Origin of the sequence: Rhodococcus sp. ACT016 (assembly GCF_050477185.1) — a bacterium.
Taxonomy (GTDB): domain Bacteria; phylum Actinomycetota; class Actinomycetes; order Mycobacteriales; family Mycobacteriaceae; genus Prescottella.
Genome location: NZ_JBEAET010000001.1, coordinates 5,360,714 through 5,383,432 on the forward strand (window position 1 = coordinate 5,360,714; position 22,719 = coordinate 5,383,432).

General features: G+C 69.6%; 23 protein-coding genes. 10 read left to right on the plus strand and 13 right to left on the minus strand.

The genetic code is table 11. The features are described 5' to 3' along the window. Positions 1-151: 151 nt before the first annotated feature. Positions 152-1,081, minus strand: a complete 930-nt coding sequence (locus tag ACQ5DX_RS24590) for an LLM class F420-dependent oxidoreductase (protein ID WP_430335082.1) — start codon at positions 1,079-1,081, stop codon at positions 152-154. Between the two features lie 499 nt (positions 1,082-1,580). Here ACQ5DX_RS24590 and ACQ5DX_RS24595 point away from each other — a divergent pair, with 499 nt between their 5' ends. Genes ACQ5DX_RS24595 through ACQ5DX_RS24610 form a run of 4 tightly spaced genes read left to right on the plus strand, consistent with a single transcriptional unit; the run spans position 1,581 to position 4,585 of the window. Further along, complete coding sequence (locus ACQ5DX_RS24595) at positions 1,581-1,928, plus strand: rhodanese-like domain-containing protein (protein WP_430335083.1); 348 nt, start codon at positions 1,581-1,583, stop codon at positions 1,926-1,928. Further along, the gene (locus ACQ5DX_RS24600) at positions 1,929-2,876 is read left to right on the plus strand and encodes a DUF4328 domain-containing protein (protein ID WP_430335084.1); all 948 of its coding nucleotides are present in this window, start codon (positions 1,929-1,931) and stop codon (positions 2,874-2,876) included. Beyond that, positions 2,873-3,637 carry a glycerophosphodiester phosphodiesterase gene (locus ACQ5DX_RS24605; protein WP_430335085.1) on the plus strand — a complete coding sequence of 255 codons (765 nt, stop codon included), beginning with the start codon at positions 2,873-2,875 and terminating at the stop codon, positions 3,635-3,637. Before ACQ5DX_RS24600 ends, ACQ5DX_RS24605 begins: the two co-directional genes overlap by 4 nt. 33 nt (positions 3,638-3,670) lie before the next feature. Next, positions 3,671-4,585, plus strand: a complete 915-nt coding sequence (locus tag ACQ5DX_RS24610) for a DUF5926 family protein (RefSeq protein WP_430335086.1) — start codon at positions 3,671-3,673, stop codon at positions 4,583-4,585. A 90-nt stretch (positions 4,586-4,675) separates the two neighbouring features. Here the strand turns inward: ACQ5DX_RS24610 and ACQ5DX_RS24615 are convergent, their stop codons facing one another. The 6 genes from ACQ5DX_RS24615 to ACQ5DX_RS24640 all read right to left on the minus strand — a co-directional run bounded on the left by ACQ5DX_RS24615 (position 4,676) and on the right by ACQ5DX_RS24640 (position 10,329). Next, positions 4,676-5,224, minus strand: coding sequence for a ferritin (locus ACQ5DX_RS24615; protein WP_430335087.1), 549 nt, complete (start codon positions 5,222-5,224; stop codon positions 4,676-4,678). Positions 5,225-5,381: 157 nt separating this feature from the next. Further along, on the minus strand, positions 5,382-5,927 hold the full coding sequence (locus ACQ5DX_RS24620) for a ferritin (RefSeq protein ID WP_430335088.1): 546 nt from the start codon (positions 5,925-5,927) through the stop codon (positions 5,382-5,384). A 63-nt stretch (positions 5,928-5,990) separates the two neighbouring features. Then, positions 5,991-7,352 carry an LCP family protein gene (locus ACQ5DX_RS24625; protein ID WP_430335089.1) on the minus strand — a complete coding sequence of 454 codons (1,362 nt, stop codon included), beginning with the start codon at positions 7,350-7,352 and terminating at the stop codon, positions 5,991-5,993. Positions 7,353-7,386: 34 nt separating this feature from the next. Beyond that, positions 7,387-8,205 carry a CPBP family intramembrane glutamic endopeptidase gene (locus ACQ5DX_RS24630; RefSeq protein ID WP_430335090.1) on the minus strand — a complete coding sequence of 273 codons (819 nt, stop codon included), beginning with the start codon at positions 8,203-8,205 and terminating at the stop codon, positions 7,387-7,389. A gap of 26 nt (positions 8,206-8,231) precedes the next feature. Beyond that, positions 8,232-9,446 carry a serine hydrolase domain-containing protein gene (locus ACQ5DX_RS24635; RefSeq protein ID WP_430335091.1) on the minus strand — a complete coding sequence of 405 codons (1,215 nt, stop codon included), beginning with the start codon at positions 9,444-9,446 and terminating at the stop codon, positions 8,232-8,234. Between the two features lie 118 nt (positions 9,447-9,564). Beyond that, the gene (locus ACQ5DX_RS24640) at positions 9,565-10,329 is read right to left on the minus strand and encodes a DUF2470 domain-containing protein (RefSeq protein WP_430335092.1); all 765 of its coding nucleotides are present in this window, start codon (positions 10,327-10,329) and stop codon (positions 9,565-9,567) included. Positions 10,330-10,470: 141 nt separating this feature from the next. Here ACQ5DX_RS24640 and ACQ5DX_RS24645 point away from each other — a divergent pair, with 141 nt between their 5' ends. The 3 genes from ACQ5DX_RS24645 to ACQ5DX_RS24655 all read left to right on the plus strand — a co-directional run bounded on the left by ACQ5DX_RS24645 (position 10,471) and on the right by ACQ5DX_RS24655 (position 12,859). Further along, a complete protein-coding gene (locus ACQ5DX_RS24645; RefSeq protein WP_430335093.1) occupies positions 10,471-11,190 on the plus strand; it encodes a hypothetical protein in 720 nt (239 codons plus the stop codon). A gap of 68 nt (positions 11,191-11,258) precedes the next feature. Next, on the plus strand, positions 11,259-12,173 hold the full coding sequence (gene pheA / locus ACQ5DX_RS24650) for a prephenate dehydratase (RefSeq protein ID WP_430335094.1): 915 nt from the start codon (positions 11,259-11,261) through the stop codon (positions 12,171-12,173). Next, positions 12,170-12,859 (plus strand): histidine phosphatase family protein, encoded by a 690-nt coding sequence (locus ACQ5DX_RS24655; RefSeq protein WP_430335095.1) that lies wholly within the window; start codon positions 12,170-12,172, stop codon positions 12,857-12,859. The genes pheA and ACQ5DX_RS24655 overlap by 4 nt, the downstream gene beginning before the upstream one ends. A 4-nt stretch (positions 12,860-12,863) precedes the next feature. Here the strand turns inward: ACQ5DX_RS24655 and ACQ5DX_RS24660 are convergent, their stop codons facing one another. The 5 genes from ACQ5DX_RS24660 to ACQ5DX_RS24680 form a co-directional block, all read right to left on the minus strand. Beyond that, on the minus strand, positions 12,864-13,664 hold the full coding sequence (locus ACQ5DX_RS24660; RefSeq protein WP_430335096.1) for an ESX secretion-associated protein EspG: 801 nt from the start codon (positions 13,662-13,664) through the stop codon (positions 12,864-12,866). Then, positions 13,661-14,896 (minus strand): PPE domain-containing protein, encoded by a 1,236-nt coding sequence (locus tag ACQ5DX_RS24665; protein ID WP_430335097.1) that lies wholly within the window; start codon positions 14,894-14,896, stop codon positions 13,661-13,663. Before ACQ5DX_RS24665 ends, ACQ5DX_RS24660 begins: the two co-directional genes overlap by 4 nt. Positions 14,897-14,950: 54 nt before the next feature. Further along, entirely contained in the window at positions 14,951-15,259 is a 309-nt protein-coding gene (locus ACQ5DX_RS24670) for a PE family protein (protein ID WP_430335098.1), read from the minus strand. Positions 15,260-15,389: 130 nt separating this feature from the next. Beyond that, complete coding sequence (locus ACQ5DX_RS24675; RefSeq protein WP_430335099.1) at positions 15,390-15,740, minus strand: metallopeptidase family protein; 351 nt, start codon at positions 15,738-15,740, stop codon at positions 15,390-15,392. A 1-nt stretch (position 15,741) separates the two neighbouring features. Then, the gene (locus ACQ5DX_RS24680) at positions 15,742-16,839 is read right to left on the minus strand and encodes a septum formation family protein (protein WP_430335100.1); all 1,098 of its coding nucleotides are present in this window, start codon (positions 16,837-16,839) and stop codon (positions 15,742-15,744) included. 60 nt (positions 16,840-16,899) lie between these two features. Here ACQ5DX_RS24680 and ACQ5DX_RS24685 point away from each other — a divergent pair, with 60 nt between their 5' ends. Next, positions 16,900-17,310 carry an ankyrin repeat domain-containing protein gene (locus ACQ5DX_RS24685; protein ID WP_430335101.1) on the plus strand — a complete coding sequence of 137 codons (411 nt, stop codon included), beginning with the start codon at positions 16,900-16,902 and terminating at the stop codon, positions 17,308-17,310. Between the two features lie 30 nt (positions 17,311-17,340). Then, complete coding sequence (serS, locus tag ACQ5DX_RS24690) at positions 17,341-18,600, plus strand: serine--tRNA ligase (protein ID WP_430335102.1); 1,260 nt, start codon at positions 17,341-17,343, stop codon at positions 18,598-18,600. An 80-nt stretch (positions 18,601-18,680) separates the two neighbouring features. Here serS and ACQ5DX_RS24695 read toward each other — a convergent pair whose 3' ends face one another. Further along, the gene (locus ACQ5DX_RS24695) at positions 18,681-19,169 is read right to left on the minus strand and encodes a PaaI family thioesterase (protein WP_430335103.1); all 489 of its coding nucleotides are present in this window, start codon (positions 19,167-19,169) and stop codon (positions 18,681-18,683) included. A gap of 528 nt (positions 19,170-19,697) precedes the next feature. Between ACQ5DX_RS24695 and ACQ5DX_RS24700 the strand changes: the two genes are divergently transcribed. Beyond that, positions 19,698-22,649, plus strand: a complete 2,952-nt coding sequence (locus ACQ5DX_RS24700; RefSeq protein ID WP_430335104.1) for a beta strand repeat-containing protein — start codon at positions 19,698-19,700, stop codon at positions 22,647-22,649. Positions 22,650-22,719 lie beyond the last annotated feature (70 nt).

A 22,719-nucleotide genomic window follows, 5' to 3' on the forward strand; every position in this document is an offset into this window, starting at 1 on the left:
GTGATCGCGCGGACGTCCCGGAAGGCGCCCCGCAGGCGCGCGGCCGAACCGTTCCGCACTCCGCCGACGCTCCGTTCTCGTGTCGGAACCGTTGCGGCAGAACGCATCTCGGATTTAGGAGTGCGTTCAGTCGGCCGAATGTGCTTCCGCATCAGCCCAATTGGGGCATGACCTCCGACGCGACGAGCTCGAGATGGTCCAGGTCGGCCAGGTCCAGGGTCTGCAGATAGATGCGCTGCGTTCCCGCTTCGCGGTAGCGACCGATCTTGTCCACCAGTTCGGCCGGCGTGCCCGCCAGACCGTTCTCCCGCAGCTCGTCCACCTCGCGCCCGATCCGGGCCGCACGGCGTGCGATCTCGTCGTCGGTGCGTCCGCAGCACAGGACGAGGGCGTTGGAGTACACGAGTTCGTAGGGGTCACGGTCCACGGCCTTGCATGCCTCCCGCACCCGCTCGAACTGCCGGACGGTGTCCTCGATCGAGACGAACGGCAGGTTGAACTCGTCGGCGTAGCGCGCCGCCATCGACGGCGTGCGCCGCTTGCCCATGCCGCCCATCACGATCGGTGGCCGCGGCGACTGCACCGGCTTCGGCAGCGCGGGCGAGTCGCTGATCGGGAAGTGGGTGCCGTCGTAGCTGAAGGTCTGCCCGACCGGGGTCGCCCACAGGCCCGTGATGATCGCGAGCGATTCCTCGAGGCGGTCGAAGCGCTCACCGACCGACGGGAACGGGATGCCGTAGGCGCGATGCTCCTCGTCGAACCACCCCGCGCCGAGGCCGAGTTCGATCCGTCCGCCGCTCATGGCGTCGACCTGCGCGACCGAGACCGCCAGCGGGCCGGGGTAACGGAACGTCGCCGACGTGACCAGCGTGCCGAGCCGAATCGTCGACGTCTCCCGCGCGAGCCCGGCCAGGGTGATCCAGGCGTCGGTGGGGCCGGGCAGGCCCTCGACGTTCATCGCCAGGTAGTGGTCGGACCGGAAGAACGCGTCGTACCCGAACTGTTCCGCGGCCTTCGCCACCGTGAGGAGATCGTCGTAGGTGGCGCCCTGCTGGGGTTCGGTGAAGATTCTCAGGTCCATGCCGACCACTGTGCCGCACCCCCGAATGTGACGTGCATCGGAGGACAGGTCGAGGGAACCGATCCGTCGTCCGCCGCGTCTGATCAAGTGTCGGGGCAGGACCGTCCCGGCGAAAGTTGGGGCACGGGCCGGAGCGAGGGGCCGGGATGGGGGCACGCATCCCGGAAATGGGGGGCTCCGGTTCGTGCCACCACATCCCACCGATACCGCGCAAATCCACACAGGTTGTGGATTGCTGTGGAACCTGCGGTGCACAGTTGTCAACGAATCATCCACCGCGAGCCCCTGACCTGTGGATGATCCCCATCGAAGTTGTTCAGAACTGTGGATGACCCTGTGGAAACTGTGGATAACTCGTCGAAACAAGTGCTTCAGGTCACATTTGGGTGGTCAATCGCCCGGGGCTGAGTGCTGGGAGTATCGGTCCGGTCACGAACGCTCCGAGGACGTAACGCGAGATCGTCTGCTGTGGAACAGGGGTCGTGCCAGAATCGAAGCCGTGACGATCCCGCACGTTCCCACCGTCTCCGTGACCGACCTTCCGGCGGAGCGCACCGAGGCGACCGTTCTGCTGGACGTGCGGGAGGACGACGAGTGGGAGTTGGGTCACGCCCCGGGGGCACAGCACATCCCGATCGTCGACGTGCCGGCCCGCACCGACGAGATCGACATCGACGCCGAGGTTTACGTGGTGTGCCGGCAGGGCGGACGCTCGATCGTTGCCGTCGAGTACCTCAACAGCATCGGTTTCGACGCCTATCACGTCGCAGGCGGCATGGTCGCGTGGCAGAGTGCGGGACTTCCCCTCACCAGCGACGGCGACCCCGGTTCCGCGAAGATCTACTAGATGAGCGTCGTCCAGGTCTGCGCCCGCTGCGCGTCGAGGTGGCCGGTCACCGGCGCGCCGGCACAGTGGTGTCCTCGGTGCCAGGGCCTGCTGCTCTCCCCGGTCGACACCGCCCGACCCGCACCGCCCACCGGACGCAACTTCCGGTGGGTCGCGCGCAGCCCCTACCCGCCGATCGCGCGGCGCCGCCCCGCGCCGCGCCGCCTCGGCCCGACGCCCCGGTACACCCACGTGCCGCGCTGGGGACTGCTCGATCCGCCACCGGAGCAGCCCGACGAGCGGGTGACCCGCACCGAGGCCGCCGCCGACCTCGCGCCGACCCTCCTCGCCTGCACCGCGATCGTGTTCGCGCTCGCAGCGGCCGCGGAAGCATTCCGATACGGGCTGCTCGTGTTCAACCGGGTGCGTCTGGTCGATCCGCTGACACTCGCGGTGTCGGACTCGATGGTGTGGGCGACGCAGGTCTCGGCGCCGCTGGTCGCCCTCGCCGCCGCAGCCGCGTCCGTGTGCCGCTTGGTCGTCACCCGCCGGGAGGTCCTCGCCGCCCGCGGGCTTGCCGATCCACGCTCCCCGCGGTCCCTCGCGGCCGGGGTGCTCGTTCCCGTCGTCAACCTCGTGATGCCCGGCGTCTTCCTCACCGAGATCGCCGACGGCGACCGTCGAACCCTGACCGCGATCCGCATCTGGTGGGCCGCGTGGGTCGCCAACGGACTGCTCGTGGTCGTCGGATTCCTCTGGCGCGGCCGCGACACGCTGCAGGCGCAGGCCGACGGCGTGCTGCTCGCCGCGATCACCGCGGCCGTCGCCGCCGCGACCGCGCTGCTCACACTGCACGTCATCCGCCGATTGGACGGCCTGGACCTGCTCGGCCGCCCGCAGCGCACCACCCGATGGATCAACGTGCCCGCGACCGGCCGGCCCGAACGGGAGGAGGCGACCGTCGGATGAGCCCGGATCGGCGTCGACCCCGCGTGGTGGCGCATCGTGGCGCGTCGGCCGCGAGGGCCGAACACACCCTCGCCGCGTACGAACTGGCCCTTGAGGAGGGCGCCGACGGCCTCGAATGCGACGTTCGGCTCACCCGCGACGGCCACCTGGTGTGCGTGCACGACCGCCGCGTGGACCGCACGTCGTCCGGTACCGGGGTGGTCAGCGAGATGACCCTCCAGTCACTGGGCGAGCTCGACTACGGCTCCGACGGCGAGCCGGCCGGATTGCTGACGCTGTCGCAGCTCATCGAGCTGACTTTGAGTTGGACGTCGCGCCCGACCAAGCTGTTCATCGAGACGAAGCACCCGGTCCGCTACGGCGGCCTCGTCGAGAGCAAGGTGCTCGCCGAACTGTCCCGCTACGGTCTGGCGACCCCGGCGTCCGCCGACCATTCACGGGCCGTCGTGATGTCGTTCGCCGCGAGCGCGGTGTGGCGGATCCGCAGGTCGGCGCCCCTGCTGCCGACGGTGCTGCTCGGTGACGCGTCCCACTATCTCGGGGGCGGGGCCGCCACCACCGTCGGTGCCACCGCCGTCGGGCCGTCCATCAGGACGCTGCGCGAGCGCCCCGAGATCGTCGACAAGGCGGCGGCCTCCGGTCGCGCCACCTACTGCTGGACCGTCGACGATCCCGCCGACGTCGAGCTGTGCAGGCAACTCGGCGTCGACTGGGTGGCCACCAATCATCCGGGGCGCACCAAGAATTTGCTGGGCGGCTGAGATAACTCGCCGGTCCGTGTAGGTTTTGGCCTCGTGGGTAAGAAGAGCAAGAGAAACAGTGGTCCCAAGCCGGACAGCAACCGCGCCGCGAAGCTCGAGCAGCGTCGGCTCGAGCGCGAGGCCGAGGTAGCCGCGCCGACCCGCCCGTTCGAGGGTCTCGCCGCCGAGTGCGACCTGGTCGCGCTGCGCGAGTTCGTGCCGTCCGCGCTCGTCGAACTGCCGGTCCGGGACGCCGACAAGCCGGTGACCGCGGCGACGGTCCTGCCCGGGGCTGTCGCGGCTCTCGTCCGGGACGAGGGCGGAGCCGCCGGACGGTACGTCGGCCTGCAGGTTCAGGCCCACACGGCCGACCCGGGCGCCGACCTCGGTGCGGCGGTGACGTGGGTGCAGTCCGCGGAGCCGGGCAACTCGCTGACCTTCGCCGACCCGCAGGCAGGCGGCCCGCGCCTGAACGACGTCCTGGTTGCCGACGCGCTGCCGAAGATCACCGTCCACCAGAACTTCGACTGGTGGATCCCGGAGGGTGTCGAGCCGGCGCCCGACGTCGCCGCGACCGTGCAGCAGGCGAACATGGCGATCATGCCGTCGGCGCGGGTCGAGGCCGACGGCGTCGTCGCTGCGTGGTGGGTCGACGCCGGCGAGCGCGCCCACCTGCGCTGGGTGCGCCCCGAGGACGAGGACGCGCTGATGCTCGCGCTGGCCCGCGTCCACGCGGCCGGCGCACTTCACCTCGGTGAGGGATCGCGATTCGCGGGCTCGTTCCGCACTCACGGCCTGCTGGTGCCGGTCTTCGACCTCGACCGCGAGAAGCACCCCGACGAGTGGGCCGCGCCGACCGCCGAGCTGGGCCTGCGCCTCGCGGAGGCCCTGGCTGTGGACGCGCCGCTCACGGCGGCGGAGGTGCGTGCCCGCGACGGCCTGCGCGGACGCCAGGTCACGCTGCGCTGACAGAACGGCGCTGAGCCGACAGAACAGAAGGGATCCCTTCACGCGCCGTGGGGCGCGTGAAGGGACCCCTTCCGCTGTCTGTGGGCGGCGCTAGATCTTGCCGCCGGCGACCGGCGGCGCTCCGGAGGCGTCGTCGACGCTGCTCATCTCGCGGGCCACGAAGTCTTCGAGATCGAACAGGTTGGATCCGGCGCGGTCGGCGATCGTCAGCAGCGTCGTCATACGCGCGACCTCCTCGACCTGCTCCTTGAGGAACCACTGCATGAACTGTTCGCCCAGGTAGTCCCCGTCGTCGCGGGCCGTGCGGGCGAGTTGGACGATCTGCTCGGTGACGGCCTGTTCCTGTGCGAGGGCGAGCGCGATGGGATCCCGCGCGCTCTCGAAATTGCTCCTCGCCGGATCGACTCCGGTCAGTTCGACGGTGATGTCCCGATCCAGGAAGTACTGGATGATCATCATCGCGTGATTGCGTTCCTCGTTGGCCTGCTTGTAGAAGTGGTGAGCCAGCCGAGGGAGATCCGCGTTGTCGAAATAGACCGCGGTCGCGAGGTACTGATGCGACGCGTTGAATTCGTTGCGGATCTGATCGTGCAGAAGTGCGTGGAATTTCGTCCGATGCGAATCGTCTGAGGCACCCATAGAGTCACGGTATCGCTGATCAGGGCGAACTGTCACCCAAGTGGAACCTAATTGAGGCTAGTATCGCCTCAATTAGTCTTGCCTTATTCCACTTCGAGACTTCCGAAATTTCCGATCCGCCGTAATTGTCGAATGTTCGGCAATTACGGCGAGGGGGTCAGGCGTCGGCGCCGGCGATCCGGGGGGCGGTGGAATCGGCGGTCACGGCCGAGCTCATCTCGCGCGCCACGAAGTCCTCGATGTTGAAGAAGTTGTCACCGGCGCGGTCGACGATGGTGAGCAGCGTCGTCATACTCGCGACCTCCTCGACCTGCTCCTTGAGGAACCACTGCATGAACTGTTCGCCCAGGTAATCCCCGGTGTCGCGGGCCGTGCGGGCCAGCCGGGTGATCTGGTCGGTTACGTTTCGTTCCTGTGCGACGGCCAGCGCGACGGGCTCGCGAACGGTCGCGAAATCGGTGACCACGGCGTCGATGCCGGGCACCGCGACCGGCAGGTCGTTGTCGAGCAGGTACTGGATCATCATCATCGCGTGGTCGCGTTCCTCGGCGGCCTGGCGATAGAACCGTCCCGCCAGCTGCGGCAGATCCTGAGAATCGAAGTAGACGGCGACCGCGACGTACTGCTGAGAGGCCGTGAATTCGTTTCGGATCTGCGCCTGCAGCAGTTGCTGGAACTCGTTCGTGTGCGCCGCGTCAGTCATGGATGGAACACTACCGCCCGTAATGCCACGACAGTGTCGGCAATGTCGGGACAGCGACGAGTATCACGGTGTGCCGGTCACGAGGGTCTGCGGAATCTGCCGATCATTTGCAAGCGCATCGAAGAATTCGCTCGCCTTTTCTCGATCCCACAACAGAACGTCGCCCCACCCGTCGACGATCTCGAATCCGCCGACCGGCACGGTCGTGGTGACCATCTTGCCGCGAAGGGCCCAAGCCAGCCCGGCGAGATTCCACAGATGGTCGCCACTGCCGACCTGCAGGGAATTGGCCGTCTGCGTCATCATCGGCCACAACCGCAGCGGGTTGATCAGTGTCGTGGGTGAGGTGGCCTTCTTCAGCAGCGCGGCCATGAACGCGCGCTGATTGTTCATCCGGTCCAGATCGGCGAGGGCGGTCGCGCGGCTGCGCACGAAGCCGAGGGCCTGCGGACCGGAGAGGTCCTGGCAGCCCTCCTGCAGGTTGATGCCCGCGAGGGGATCGTCGATCGGGTAGGGCACGCACATGTTCACGCCGCCGAGGGCGTCGACGATGCCCGCGAAACCGCCGAAGCCGATCTCCACGTAGTGGTCGATGTGCACCCCGGTGGCCTCTTCGACCGTCTGGACCAGCAACTGCTCGCCGTCGGGCTGCGCGAACGCGGCGTTGATCTTGCCCCGGCCGATGCCTGGGATGTTGACATACGAGTCCCGGGGAATCGACACCATCGTCGTGGCGCCGCTCTTCGGAATGTGCACCAGCATGATCGTGTCGGTGCGCTTGCCTTCGATGTCGCCGCCGGCGGCGAGTGCGCGGTCCTGCTCGGCGGTCAGGCCGGCGCGGCTGTCCGAGCCGACCAGCAGCCAATTGGTGCCCGGGGTGTCGGCGACGCGGCCGGGGTAGTCGGCGAGCGCGTCGACGCGGTTGAGCTTGGTGTCGAGGTAGACCACGCCGCCGATCGACGCGACCAGCAGCACCACCAGCGTCAGCGCGACGCGACGCAGCCACGTTCCCCGCTTGCGGGGCCGACGTTGCTTCGGGGGTTCGGCGGGCGCGGCCGCCGGGCGCGGCGGCTGGGGCCCGCGCGGCGGCGCCGGCGGCGGGACGCGCCGCGGCTCCGCGTACGGGCGCGGCGTCTGCGTCGGCGCGTGACCGGTGGGCCGTGGTGGCCCGTCCGGGGCCTGCGACCAGGACTTGGGCTCGGGAGCCTGCGACCACGCGCGCGCAGGCTGCGGGGCGGGGCCGCCGGGACGGCCGTCGCGGCGGATGACCTGGGTGCCCTCGGCGCCGTGCGGCGGGCGCGGCCCACCGCGACGTGGCGGTGGGGGAGCGTTGTGCCGCGGAGGGAGGGGGCCGTTGCGTGGGGGCTGGGGCCGACCGCGGTGCGGCGGGCCCGGCTGACGTCTGTCGGGGGTCTCGCCGTTCACGGTCCGAGAATACGTGCGATCCCGACGACCCGGGTCACGGCAGCCACGACAGGTGCCCGCGGAGCAGCGCGTATCCCACGAATGCGACGGTGTCGATCAGGGCGTGTGCGATCACCAGTGGCCACAGTTTTCCGGTGCGCTGCCAGTAGCGGCCGAAGATCAGGCCCATCAGTACGTTGCCGAGACCACCGCCGAGGCCCTGGTAGAGGTGATAGCTGCCGCGCAGCAGTGCCGACGCCAGCAGCGACGAGTTCTCGCTCCAGCCGAGCCGCCGCAGCCGCGAGATCAGGTAGGCCACCACCAGGATTTCCTCGGCCGCCGAGTTCGCGATCGCCCACAGCACCAGCACCGGCAGCCGCCACCAGTGGTCGTCGATGGTGCTCGCCATGACCGTCAGGTTCATGTCCAGCGCGACCGCGGCCAGGTAGAAGGCCAGCCCGGGCAGCCCGATCAGTGCCGCGAGCCCGACGCCGGGCAGCACCGCGTCGCGCCGCCGCATCCGGCCGAGACCGATCCGGGTGGGTCCGAGATTGCTGCGCCACAGCAGGTACAGGCCCAGCGCCCCCCACGCGGCGAGCTTGACGACGCCCAGCAGCTGCCGGGCCAGGTCGATGTACGACTGCGTCGACCGGGACGGGTTGAGCGCGACCGCCTGCTCGGACAGCCCGCCCGGCTGGAGCGCCGACTCGAGCAGCGAGAGCATGCTGTAGATGCCGTTGAGCCCGAACGTCACCAACAGGACGATGGTGACCTCGAACCACAGGGCCCGCCGCTCGCGGGCGTCGAGCGGCGGCTCGGACGGCGGCGGTGAGACGGGCCGGAGCCACGAGTCGACGGTGGTGCGGGTGATCACCCCGCCGACGCTAGACGGAATCGTCGTCAGATGTGCTGGGCGAGGGACTCGGCCTTCGCGCCGAGGTTCGGCAGCCGCAGGTCGGCGAACGGGGTGAGCGCATTGCCCAACCGGTTCGTCACGAACGCCACCGACAGGCCGGAGTCGGGGTCGGCGAAGGCGCCAGATCCGCCCATGCCGTAGTGCCCGAAGGCACCCGAGTGCTGGGTGCGGGCGGCGACGAGGGCGGCGTGGTAGCCGAGCCGCCAGTTCATCCGGATGCCGAGCACGTAGTCGCGGGCCCGGGTCTGCACCTCGCTGAGCTGGGCAATCGTGTCGGGTTCGAGGAACCGGATACCGTCGACGACACCGTCGTTCGCGAACGCCGCGTACATGCGGGCCAGCGCGCGGGCGCTGAACACCCCGTTCCAGCCGGGCATCACGAAGTCGTGGATCGACGGGTCGCGGACCAGCATGTCGAAGCCCTCGGGCATACCGGCGTCGGCGATGTCGCGCAGGTGCGGCACCAGCGACAGCGTCAGCGACGTCAGGCCCCACGGCACCCCGAACGGGTTGATGTGGGGGAACACCTTCGCGATGCGGTTCTTCTCGGATTCGGGGACCTGGAACCAGAACTCGGGGATGCCGAGCGGTTCGGCGACCTCGGTGCGGACCAGTTCGGTGAACGGCTTGCCGGACACCCGCGTCGTCAACTCCGCGATCAGCGTGCCGTAGGTGACGGCGTGGTAGCCGGGCATCTTGGTGCGCCGCGGATCCGGCACGGACGCCGCCAGCGCGGCGGTGACGCGGTCGTGGTCGAGCAGCGCGAGTCGGCCCGGAACCAGGCCGCGGATGCGGTGCAAACCGGCGCGGTGGCTGAGCAGTTCGCGGACGGTGATCGATTCCTTGCCGGCCTCGCCGAATTCGGGCCAGTAGGACGCGACCGTGGTGTCGTAGTCGATCAGGCCGCGCTGGGCGAGGCGGTGCAGCACCGTGCTGGCGACACCCTTGCCGGTCGAGAACGACAGCGTGACGGTGTCGGAGTCCCACTTGCGGATCGGGGACGCCCATCCGGCCCACACGTCGAGGACAGGCTTGCCGTACAGGTACACGGCCAACGCGCCGCCGCCGTCGCGGGCCCGGTGGAACAAGTGGAAGAACTGGGTGGCGAGCGTCTCGAACCGCGGGTCGACAAGCATCGTCTTGGGCGGTCGGTACTCCGCCTTGCGACGTGGGGTACCGCCCGAGGCACGACGAGGCATAGCGGCAGTCATGTCGAGCGAACTTCCGATCCATTCGAGGTCGCCTACTGCGATCTCGGTCTCATCGGTAGAACGCTCCAGGCGGTGCACTGATTCCTGGTGCGCGAGAAATTCCAGGTCAGGGCCGCGTGCGCAGTCCGTTGACGAAGGGGCAGCCGACGAGGACCCGCAGGGCGCGGCTGAGCTCGAGCGCGTCGTCGACGGGTTCGGCGAAGTCCATCCGCACGTCCCGGTCGCCGGCTACGGCCTCGATCCGCAACCGCACCCCGTACCGGTCGATGCCGAGCGGGCGCACCCGGCCGGTGCGCAGCGCCGACGGCAGGCGGCGGGCGAGCATCGCGACCAGGTCCGAGTGGTCCTCCTCGAGGTGCTGCAGCCAGGAGTTCTCGACGTCCCAGAACGGGTCGGGTTCGGCGGCGAGGAGGTCGTCGACCGTGACGGCCTCGGCGCCGCTGCTGTCGGCGACGACGGCCGACTCGAGACCCAGGACCAGCAGCGTGGCGCCGTGCCCGACGTCGAGCAGCGCCGGGTGGGGGTGCTCGGCCGCGACGGCATCGGCGAGGTCGCGCTCGCCGCGCCCGGAGACGGCCGTGAGGGTGCCGCGCAGCCACACGAGCGACCGGACGGGTTCGCGGAGCGCGAGGGGCGCGTAATCGGTGAGTTCGAGGACGGCGGGCAGCCCGCCCGGTCCGGCCTGCCACGCGAGGGCCGCCGCGGCGCAGTCCATGGGCGTCGCGAGGACGGCGGTGCCGTCGCTGCGCAGGTGGTGCAGCGTGGTGGCGACCGGGTCGCTGCCGGCGATGCCCAGTACGGCGTCCGTCGCGCGGGCGCTGGCGCTGCGCATCCGTTCGGCGGTGGACGGTCCGAGGGTGGTGCGGGTCATGGCGGCTTCCTTCGGGGTCGGGACGCGAAACCGAACCTGCGTCTAACTGAGGTAAACCTAAGCTAATTCCTGGGGTCGGTGGCGGCAACCCCTCGGCGTGGGGGGGGACGGGTCCGAGGCGGCTCGGGCTAACGTGGTGGTGTGTCGATTCCTGTTTCGCTGTCGATGCCGACTCTTCCCGCGTCCCGCGACCGGGCGGCCCAGCCGCTCGTCGAGGGGCTGCTTCACCAGCGGCGAGATGCCGCCGTCCCGGGCAAAGCCCGGGACGCCGTAACCACCGGGCCGCAGATCGTCGCCGCCTCGATCCTCACCGGCGCTGTCGGAACCGACGCCGACGCCGGAGCGGTCGTCGTCGAACTCGACGTCGACCCGGACGATCTCGCCGACGCCGTGGAACACCGGGCGCTCCGCTACCACGTGCACTGCACCGCGGAGCAGGTCGAGGACGCGATCCGTCTCCGGCTGCCCGCCCCCGTCGCGGTATTCGTCACCCCGGACGGCCCCGACGCCGGCACGCTTGCCGAGACGGCTCAGGTGCTCGCCGACGCCGGTCACAGCCCCGGGCTCGTTGCCGGGCAGCCGGTCGACGCGGTCGCCGACTTCCTGGGGGTGCTCGCGCACACGTCCGTCGGCTTCGTCGCGCGGGCGCGCGACGGCGCCGAGGTGCTGTCCCTGCTCGCCGGCACCGTTGCGGCGCTGCGCGGCGACGACGTCCGCGCCGCCCTGGCCACCCCGGACGCGGCCGCCCTCGCGGCGTTGATCCCCGAGGCGGCCGAGGCGGTGCGCGGTGTGCTGCTCGGCATCGAGGTCGACGACCCGGAACAGGTCGATCGCGCGCTCGTCGACGCCGGACTGCTGTAGCCGACGCCGTAACGGAACCGGAACCGATCTCGGAAGTGTGGTCGGTGCGATTGCGTAACCTCGTAGGCGTGCCTCGTATCGCGTACTTCGGACCCAGTGGGACCTTCACCGAGATGGCCCTCGCCCAGCTCGAGACGGCCGGCACGTTCGACGGCGACGTCGAGCGGATCGCGGCCTCGAGCCAGCCCGCCGCGTTGGAGTTGGTGCGACGAGGCGAGGCCGACGGCGCGGTGGTCCCGATCGAGAGTTCGGTCGAGGGTTCGATCCGTCCCACCATGGACGCGCTGGCCCTCGGGGACCGGCTGCAGATCATGGCCGAGACTGAACTCGAGGTCTCCTTCACGATCGTCGCCCGCCCCGGCACCGGCCTCGACGACATCCGTACCGTCCGCGCCTACCCGGTCGCGACCGCGCAGGTGCAGGGCTGGCTCGACACCCACCTGCCGAACGCGCGGGTCGAGCCGGCGTCGTCGAACGCCGGTGCGGCAGAAGATGTTGCGGCCGGGATCGCCGACGCCGGTGTGTCCACCGCGCTGGCCGGCGAGCGTCTCGGGCTGGTCCCGCTGGCGTCCGGTGTCGCCGACTACGAGGGCGCCCGCACCCGTTTCGTGCTGGTGACGAGGCCGGGGCCCGCGCCCGCCCGGACCGGCAACGACCGGACGAGCGTGGTGCTGCACCTCGACAACGTCCCGGGTTCGCTTGTGCGCGCGATGACCGAGTTCGCGACCCGCGGCATCGACCTCACTCGAATCGAATCCCGGCCCACGCGCAAGGAATTCGGTACCTATCTGTTCCACCTGGACTGCGTCGGACACATCGACGACGGGCTGGTCGCGGAGGCGCTCAAGGCGCTGCACCGATTCAGCGACGTCCGCTTCCTCGGGTCGTGGCCGTCGGCCGTCCCGGGCGGAGGCGCCCCGATGCCCGACGTCGACGACACCGCGTGGCTCGAACGGCTGCGCCGCGGAGAGGAGAACGCGTGAGCGGCCGACTGATCCTGGTCCGGCACGGGCAGACCGAGGCGAACGTCGAACGTCGGCTCGACACCCGGCTACCCGGTGCCCGGCTGACGGAACTCGGTAGGACGCAGGCACGGACGCTCGGCGACCTCCTCGCGTCGCGCCCGCCGGCCGCGCTGGTGTCGTCGCGGGCATTGCGCGCGCGGGAGACCGCCGGGTTCGTCGAGGCGGCGTCGGGGATCGCACTGCAGGTGCGGGAGGGTCTGCACGAGGCGCAGGCCGGGGAGCTCGAGGACCGCTCGGATCTCGAGTCGCACAAGATGTTCGCGAAGGTGTTCCACACGTGGCACTCGGGGGACCTGTCGGCGCGGATCCCGGGCGGCGAGTCGGGTCTCGACATCATCGAACGCTATGTGCCGGTGGTGGATTCGCTGAGGTCCGAGTTCCTCGACGGCGGCCGTGCGGGCGATGTCGTGGTGGTCAGTCACGGCGCCGCGATCCGGTTGGTCGCCGCCTACCTGGCCGGTGTGCCGGGCGCGTTCGCCGCCGACCGGCACCTCGAGAACACCTCGACGGTGGAACTCGTGCCCACCGCCGCGGGCTGGCAGTGCGCGCGGTGGGGCACCTACGACCCGCCGTTCGACGCGAGCCCGAAGCGGCCGTGGTTCGACGAGGAGGCGACCGAGGCCGCCGACGACCCGATGGGTTGATCGCTCAATCGAGTTGTGCGAGCAGCCCTTCGAGTGCCTGCCGCAGCCGACCCGGGGTGCCGGGGCTGAGCGACGTCCACCGGACGCCGTCGGTGGCGACGCTGGTGGTGCCGACGACGCGGCCGGCGGCGGTGTCGAACACGGTGACCGGGCCGCGCACCACTCCGGGGTTGCCGTCCTCGTGGACGAGTCCGACGATCTCGGTGAAGATCGGGCAGGCGGCGAACGCGGGCCCGACGACGGCGGCCTCCGCGGCCGCAACCCCCACCGCGACAAGGTGATCGGCAGCTCTCTGCGGATCGGTGATCCGGTCCAGCGCGGCGCCGAGGTCGGCGGTGGGACAGTTGACGACGCCGAAGCTCAGCGGATGGGCTGCGCCGAGTGCGTGCGCGACCGGACCGACGACGTCACGCTCCAGCCATTGGACGGTGAAGGCGTCGCCGCTGCGGAGGGCCAGCACGGCCCCGGTCCGGTCCGGGTCGAGGGCCAGGCACGCCCGATGGACGGTGCCGTCGACGTACTTGCGCACCGCGATCTCGCCGCGCGGGCGGGCGAGGGTGCGCAACTGCCGGGCCAGGTCGGGGTGGACCGCGATGCCGTCGACCAGGCCGGCGCCGGCGAGGCGGTCGTGGGCGCGACGGAACACCGCGTCGCGCGCGGGACGCGAGTCGAAGCGGGGAGCGGCGTCGAGCACGACCGGCAGCACGTCGATGTCGAGCAGGTGTACGAGCAGGTCGATCTCGTCGACGTGCAGGGTCGTCGGCGGCAGCGTCGTGCCGATCGGTTCGATCCCCAAGTCGATCACCGCCCGTCCTCGGGCAGATCAGCCCCGATCACGGAGGGGATCACGGTGCGCCCGTCGGTGAAGTGCTCGAAGTTCCGCAGGTAGCCGGGGGTGGCGCGGACGTCCTCGCCGGCGTCGACGGCGCCGCGGTGCGCGCCCACCGGGGTGCCGGACATCGGGGTGTTTCGGGTGGCGGCTGCCGCCGTCGTCTCCGCGCGCACCGCGTCGGAGGCCCCGGCACCCGGGCCGGTGCCCGCGGAGCCGGCGACACCGCCGCGGTGTCCGGAACCGTCGAGCTGACCGGCCTGCGCCCAGCCGTCGGGCAGTGCCGCGTGGGCTCCGCCGCCGCCGACGACGCCCGCGGCCCGCGAGGCGACTGCTCCGCCCGACCCGCCCGACCCGCCGGCGCGTCCGCCGGACGTGGCCCCGTGACCGCCGCCGGACACCGGCGCCTCGGGGATGCCCATCAGCGCGGGCGACCCGGCGCCCACCCCACCGAGGACCGCGCCGCCGAAGTTGGCGGCGGCGGAGGTCGCGCTGGACACCGTGCCGGCGACGGTGCCGACCTGCGATGCCGCGGTCGCAACGGCCGGGTTCTGCGCGAATGCGGTGGCGGCGGCCGCGATGGTGCGGACCGGGTCGGCACGGAAGTCGTTCTCGAGGTTGCGCCGGGCGACGTCGCCGCTGTCGCGGGACTCGAGGCCCGCGGTCGCGCCGTTGGTGAGCGGCGGCGGGGGCGTGAAGGTCTCGGGCGTCGCGAGCACGCTCGACGCCGCCTCGTACCCCTCCATGACGAGGCCGGCGCGGATGTCCATCGCCCGGTCGGCGGCCTCGGTCGCGGCCGCGGTGCCGTTGAGCACACCGCCGGTGGTGTAGGCGGCGGTCTTGGCAGTCTTGACCGCGGCGATCTCGGGCAGGCTCGGCATGGCCAGCGCCGCGGTGGTGTACGCGGCGGCCTCGGTGGATGCCTTGGCGGCGGTTTCGGCGGCGAGCGTCGCGGTCTGCTCGGTCCACGTCGCGAACGGGGCGATCCTGGCGAGCGCGGCGTCCGCGGCCACGCCCTCCCATCCGGTCCGCAGTTCCTCCATGACCCGGGCCAGCGTCGCACCGGCGTCGACGAAGCTCTCCGCGATCGCGGTCCAGGCCGGACCGGCGGCGCTGAGCGGTACCGGGCCGGCGCCCGCGCTGAGTGTGGTCGAGTTGACGGTTGCGCCGCGAGGCATCCAGACGACGCCTGTGACACCGATGGTCATGATGCGTTCCTCCTCAGTTCTGCTGAGAGTTCGGCCGAGCGGTTTGCAGGCGGATCACATGCCGGCGGCGAGCGAGGCACCGAAGGTGTGGTCCTCGTCCCGGTACGCGGCGGACTGCGCACGGAGCATCGCCGCGGCCGTGGTCAGTTCCTGGATGCCCTGGGTGGCGGCCGGGCCGAAGCTGCCCGCGAGCCGGTTGAAGTAGCCCGCCGCCAGCACCGACACCTCCTCGGATCCGGAGGGCGCCACGTTGAGGGCGGGGGTGGCCGCGGTCAGTGTCGACTGCAGGCGAGCGGCCAGCGTGTCGAGTTCCGCGGCCGCCGCGAGGAGGACGTCGGGTTCGACGAACACGTGATCCGACATGGCGGTGAACTCCTCGTCTCGGGGTCGGTGGCAACCGGAGCGGGCTTCGCGAAACTCGTTCCTGATTGCTTTGACGCCGGAGGAGGCCGGTCGGTTCCACATGAAACCGACGAAAATCCGGTGTGGGTGCTCAGCCCCAGCCGAGCTCGTGCAGGCGGTCCTCTTCGATGCCGAAGTAGTGGGCCACCTCGTGGATGACCGTCACCATCACCTCGTGCACCACCTCGTCCTCGCTGTGGCACACGTCGAGGATCGCGTCGCGGTAGATCGTGATGGTGTCGGGCAGCGCTCCGCCGTAGTGGCTGTCGCGCTCGGTCAGCGCGATGCCGTGGTAGAGCCCGAGCAGCGTCGGCTCCTCGTCGTTGCGGGGTTCGACCAGCACGACGACGTTGTCGATCGCCGCCGCGAGCTGCTGCGGAATGAGATCGAGCGCCTCGGAGACCAGCTCCTCGAAACGAGCCTCCGTCATGGTCACCGACACGTCACCCTCCCATCGGGGGGAGCGGCGCCGCGCCGGGGAGCGGGGTCGGCACGGAACGGCCCTCGGGCGCCGGCGGCGGCGGCACCGGTGCCTGGCCGTTGATCAGGATGTCGCCCTTGGCGCTGCCGACGATCGTCGCGAAGCCGTTGTTGTCGACCTCCTTGCCGATCGAGCAGTTGATCTTGCGGCTGCCGACGAGCCAACTGTCGAGATCGAGGTTGTCCCAGAACAGCGTGAGGGTCTTGTCGCGGAGCGTGTCGGGGGAGCCCAGGTAGCCGTTGCCGGCGTCGGTGCACGCCTTCTCCAGGAACTTGTCCTGGTCCTCGACCGACGGCATGCCGCCGGGGAACTGGCTGGCCAGGTCGACCACGCCGACCACCTCGAACGCGTGCGGCTGACCGCAGCCGACCGGATCGGACGGCACGTTCTGGTTGATGCCGATGCAGGTGCCCACGTCCCACACCTTCGACTGGTCCTGCTCGGCGACCCGGCCCTGGATGGGCAGCAGGGCGCCGGTGACACCGGAGAACTGCAGGCCGCAGCGGATGGTCCGCTCGCCTGCGGCCCAGCCGGCCTCGCCCGGGTTGATCAGGCCGACGCTGAACTTGCCCTTCGGATCGAAGCGGCCGCCGAGGTAGGCGTTGACGGCGGGCGCGCACTGCTCGTCGCGCAGTTCGGAGAACCGCAGCACGCCCGGGAACTTGGAGCCGGGCCCGAACTCGATGCCCGGGTACAGGCTCAGGTCCACGTCGGTGGCCACCTCGAACTGGTGCGCCTTGCCGCAGTCCACCTTCTCGAGGTCGCTGGCATCGGATTCGGACCACGTGAGGCAGTCGCCTGTCGTCGCCGACCCGAATGCCTCGCCGGCCACCGCGCCCGTCGGCTGCGGCCCGACGCTCGCGGTGTGAGTGGGCAGATTGTCGCCGCGGTCGAACCCGCCGGATACGAAGACCGTGGCGATCGCGGCCAACACCGCCCCGATCGCGACGAGCGCGAGTGCACGCCGGGTGACCGGCGCAGACAGGTGTCGGCGCCGTTCCGGCTGCGGTGCCGACTCGGCTGTCGGCTGCGAGTTCGGCTCGGTCTCATCCACGGACATCCCGTCCATAATGCCTTCAACGGACGCAGATGCCGAAGTTTCCGCGTAGGTTCGTGCGGCATGAGTGAGGAACGTCCCGCGCCGCCCGACAGCGACGTGCAGGAGTTGGCCGGTCGATTGTTCGACATGGCCCGGACGGGGGTTGCGGCCACGCTCGCGCAGTACGTCGACGCCGGGGTGCCGGTCAATCTGACGAACGACAGCGGAGACACGCTGGTGATGCTCGCGGCGTACCACGGGCACGCCGACGCGGTGCACGCGCTGATCGAGCGCGGCGCCGACGTGAACCGCGCGAACGACCGCGGGCAGACGCCCCTGGCCGGTGCGGTGTTCAAGGGGGAGGACGCGGTGGTGGCCGCGCTCGTGGCCGCCGGAGCCGACGCGGAGGCCGGCCAGCCGTCGGCGCTCGATGCCGCACGCATGTTCGGACGCGAGGACTATCTGCGGATATTGGGGAAGCACCCGGAGTGAGCGCGGCGTCACCAAGTAGGGTTTGTGGTCGTGATTGACCTCAAGTTCCTTCGCGAGAACCCCGACGCCGTCCGCACCTCGCAGCGCACCCGCGGCGAAGACCCCGGTCTGGTCGACGCACTGCTCGAGGCCGACGCATCCCGCCGCGCCGCCATCCTGGCGGGCGACACGCTGCGCGCCGAGCAGAAGGCGTTCGGCAAGAAGGTGGGGCAGGCGTCCCCCGAGGAGCGTCCCGCACTGCTCGAGGGCTCGAAGGAACTGGCGCAGAAGGTCAAGGACGCCGAGGCCGAGCAGCACGAGGCGCAGGCCCGGCTGGACGAGGCCCACCGCGCGATCTCCAACATCGTGCAGGAGGGTGCCCCCGCCGGCGGCGAGGACGACTTCATCACGCTCGAGACCGTCGGCGAGATCCCGACGTTCGACTTCGAGCCCAAGGATCACCTCGAGCTCGGTGAGTCGCTCGGGCTGATCGACATGGAGCGCGGCGCGAAGGTGTCGGGCTCGCGGTTCTACTTCCTCACCGGCTTCGGCGCGATGCTCCAGCTGGGCATGCTGCAGCTGGCGGCGCAGAAGGCGATGGCCAACGGGTTCACGATGATGATCCCGCCGGTGCTGGTGCGCCCCGAGGTCATGCAGGGCACCGGCTTCCTCGGCCAGCACTCGGACGAGGTGTACCACCTGGCCGACGACGACCTGTACCTCGTCGGCACGTCCGAGGTGCCGCTGGCCGGCTACCACTCGGGCGAGATCCTCGACCTGTCGAACGGCCCCAAGCGGTACGCGGGCTGGTCGTCGTGCTTCCGCCGCGAGGCCGGCAGCTACGGCAAGGACACGCGTGGCATCATCCGCGTCCACCAGTTCGACAAGGTGGAGATGTTCACGTACTGCAAGCCGGAGGACGCCGACGCCGAGCACCAGCGTCTGCTGGCGTGGGAGCGCGACATGCTGGACGCGATGGAGCTCTCGTACCGCGTCATCGACGTCGCCGGCGGCGATCTCGGTTCGTCCGCGGCCCGCAAGTTCGACTGCGAGGCATGGGTTCCCACGCAGCAGCAGTACCGCGAGCTGACGTCGACGTCGAACTGCACCACGTACCAGGCGCGTCGTCTCCACGTGCGCTACCGCGACGAGAACGGCAAGCCGCAGATCGCCGCAACCCTCAACGGCACCCTCGCCACCACGCGCTGGCTTGTCGCGATCCTCGAGAACCACCAGCAGGCCGACGGTTCCGTGCGCGTCCCGGCTGCCCTCGTCCCGTTCGTCGGGCGTGAGGTGCTGACCGCGCCGTAGTTCCCCGCTTCTGTGGCCGAATGTCACATGCGTTCAGTTGGACTGACCGCATGTGACATTCGGCCGACGCGTTTCTGGGGTCAGCGCAGGATCAGGCAGGTGGTCGACGCCGTCGCCAGGAGCCGGTCCTGGTCGTCGCGGACCTCGGCCCGGGCGGTCGCGGTGGTTCGGCCGGTGTGCTCCGAAAAGCCGTGCACACGAATGGATCCGCCGTTCGCCTTGACGCCGCGGATGTAGCGCACGGTGATGTCGAGCGTCGTGTAGTGGACGCCGGCGGGCAGCGTGCTCGAGACGGCGAAGCCCATCGCGGTGTCGATCATCGTGGCGATGACGCCGCCGTGGACGCTGCCGACCGCGTTGTAGTGCCACTCCTCTGGTTCGGCGGTGATCTCGACGAACCCCTCGCGGGCGTCGGTGACGCGGAACCCGAGCGTGCTCGCGGTCGGATGGTGCGGGACGGTGCCGTCGACGAGTCCGCGGACGAAGTCGAGTCCGCTGAGATTGCGGTTGGCCTCCGCAATGGGGGCGGGATCATTCCAGGTGTAGGTGCGCTGGCGTTCGGTTGACACGCACCGGACGGTACCGGGACCCGGGGAGTCCGCAAGGTTCGGTCGGTTCGGCGCCTTGCGACGGAACCCCCGCGCAATACTGGAATCAATTTCAGAATACTGTTCCGACGAATCCGCCGAGCCAGTCAATCGTTAGGTGAGGTTCGTTCGAATTCGGCGTTTCGCGGTCTGCTTGCTTTTCCGTGACGGGTCGTCGATGCGCTGGTTTCGCCGGGTTCTGCGCGCGTTCACGGCGATAGGGCTAATCCGAGGGTGAAAATTTCGGGTGAGGCTTGCGCTGCGAACCGCGGCTTACATCGATGCGATTAGTCCAGGTAAACGATCGTAGACAGCTGTCCTATTAGACAGGGGCGCCCTCGAGTGGATGCTACTCGCGGGTAGCCTCTAATCCGCGTCAGCAAATCTTCAGCTACATATGGACGTTAGATTGGCAAAAGCGATACAGGGACGTGATCCGCTCGTTATGGTGTCCGGACCTCTGCGGATTCCAACTCCCCCCATCCGCAACTTCTTACAAGGAAGTGGTGCATGCAAAATCCATTAATCAGACGGTGTGCCGCCCCGATCACGGGCGCAGCGCTGGTGACCGGTGTGATGTTGGTCGGTGCCCCGGCCAACGCGGACACCACGGTCACCAACTTCACCAGCTCGTGCCAGGCCAAATCGGTCCTCACGGTCGACAAGCAGGTCGGGGCGTCGATGACGGTCGATGCGCCGGCGTCGGTGGCGCCGGGTGAGACCTTCACCTACCGCATCCAGCCCAACGCCTCCTCGTACCCGAACTCGGACTCGGGTGCGACGACGACCAACCTCTCCCGGCTCAAGTACGACTATGCGATTCCCGACAACGCGACCTTCGTGAGCGCCGCCATCGTCCCGGGTACCGCGGTCGGCCTCGACAACACCGCGCCGAACGTGCTGCGTGTCAGTGAGGCCGGCGCCGTGGACAACGCGGCAGGCCCCATCGTCCGGCTCTCGGGCAACAACGAGGTGATCGGCAACGGCGGAAGCAACTCCACTAACAGTGAGGGCGGCATCCGGGTCCCCAAGTCGAAGAAGAACCTCGACGGTTCGACGAACTCGGCCGGCGACACCTGGTACCAGCTGCCCGCCGTCGACATCACCGTCACTGCGGGCGCATCCGGCGTCATCCAGCCGAAGGTGCGTCTGGCAGGCTCCGCGTCGTCCTACGGCAACGACCAGAACTTCAGCACCTCGCTGGCGAAGGCCTCGTTCCTGGGCGGCACCCAGTGGGCGCCGACCCGGTGCATTCCGAGCGACAACAAGGGCCCGCTGAATTCCGGCGCCGGTCCGCTCGCCACGATCACGATCGCTGCCTCGCAGGCGTCGACCACCACGACCCTGTCGGCTCCGGCCACCGCGGAGACCGGTGCGCCGGTCACGCTGACGGCCAACGTCGCGCCCGGTGAGGCAACGGGCTCGGTCCAGTTCCAGGACAACGGCACCGACATCGGCTCCCCGGTCGAGGTTTCGGGTGGCGCGGCCAGCCTGAACCACACCTTCACGTCGGCCGGTTCGCACTCCATCACGGCGGTGTTCACCGCTACCGGTAACTTCACCGGCTCCACGTCGTCGGCTCAGACGGTGGCGGTGTCGGATCCGGCTCCGACCGATGTGGCGACCACGCTCGGGCTGACGGTTCCGCAGAACGCGGAGACCGGCACGGCTGTGGATCTGACTGCGAATGTGACTCCCGCGAATGCGCAGGGCACGGTGCAGTTCAAGGACAACGGCACCAACATCGGTTCGCCGGTGACGGTGGCGTCCGGTGCGGCGACGCTGTCGCATGCGTTTGCGGCTGCGGGTTCGCACAGCGTCACGGCTGAGTTCGTCGGTGCGACTGGCTTCACGGGTTCGACTGCGGGTGCGCAGACCGTGACTGTGGCGGATCCGGTTGTCCCGGATACGCAGACCACGACGACGGTGTCCGCTCCGGCGTCGGCCGTGACGGGCGCTGAGGTGACCCTGTCGGCGACGGTGGCTCCGGTTCCGACCGGTGGCACGGTGCAGTTCAAGGTTGCCGGTGATGCTGTGGGTGCGCCGGTGAACGTTGATGGTTCGGGTCATGCGAGCATGCCGTACACGTTCAATGCGGCCGGCTCGTACGCGGTGACTGCGGATTACTCGGGTGCGACCGGGTTCACGGCGTCGACCGCGTCGGCTCAGACGGTGGCGGTGTCGGATCCGGCTCCGACCGATGTGGCGACCACGCTCGGGCTGACGGTTCCGCAGAACGCGGAGACCGGCACGGCTGTGGATCTGACTGCGAATGTGACTCCCGCGAATGCGCAGGGCACGGTGCAGTTCAAGGACAACGGCACCAACATCGGTTCGCCGGTGACGGTGGCGTCCGGTGCGGCGACGCTGTCGCATGCGTTTGCGGCTGCGGGTTCGCACAGCGTCACGGCTGAGTTCGTCGGTGCGACTGGCTTCACGGGTTCGACTGCGGGTGCGCAGACCGTGACTGTGGCGGATCCGGTTGTCCCGGATACGCAGACCACGACGACGGTGTCCGCTCCGGCGTCGGCCGTGACGGGCGCTGAGGTGACCCTGTCGGCGACGGTGGCTCCGGTTCCGACCGGTGGCACGGTGCAGTTCAAGGTTGCCGGTGATGCTGTGGGTGCGCCGGTGAACGTTGATGGTTCGGGTCATGCGAGCATGCCGTACACGTTCAATGCGGCCGGCTCGTACGCGGTGACTGCGGATTACTCGGGTGCGACCGGGTTCACGGCGTCGACCGCGTCGGCTCAGACGGTGGCAGTGTCGGATCCGACTCCGGTGGATGCGGCCACGACGACGATCCTGAACGTCCCGGGCAACGCGAAGACCGATGAGGCGCAGGATCTGGTTGCCACGGTCTACGACAACGGCACCGAGAACGCCATTGCGAGTGTCGGCACCGTTCAGTTCTTCGACGGTGGTGCCTCCATCGGCTCGGCTCAGGTGACCAACGGTGTTGCCACGCTGAACCACACGTTCACCACTCCGGGCACGCACACCATCACCGCAACCTTCAGTGGTGCAACCGGATTCAGTGGATCCACTGCTGATGCCAAGCAGATCGTCGTGACGGAGCCGACCCCGGTCGACGTCGAGACGGCCACCGTCGTGACGGTGCCGGCCACCGCAACTGCCGGTTCGCAGGTGCAGCTGACGGCCAAGGTGACGGGCGCGGGTGACGCGGCCGTGACCGGTACGGTCCAGTTCTTCGACGGGAATACCCCGATCGGGGACGCAGCGCAGGTGGTCAACGGTGTGGCGACGCTGAACCACACGTTCACCAAGTCGGGTGCGCACAACATCCATGCTGTGTTCAGTGGCGGCCAGGGCGTTGCGGACTCGACCTCGAGCGCGCAGACCGTCCAGGTCTCCGGTGGCAACTCGGGCGGCTTCGGCAGCCTCGGTAACCTGGGTGCAATCCTCAAGGACCTGCTGGGCGGACTGAACTTCGGTTCGTAGGCAGTAGCTGATCAATCAGGCGAGGTCCCGTCTCCTCATGGAGGCGGGGCCTCGCCTGAGGCCGTTCTGC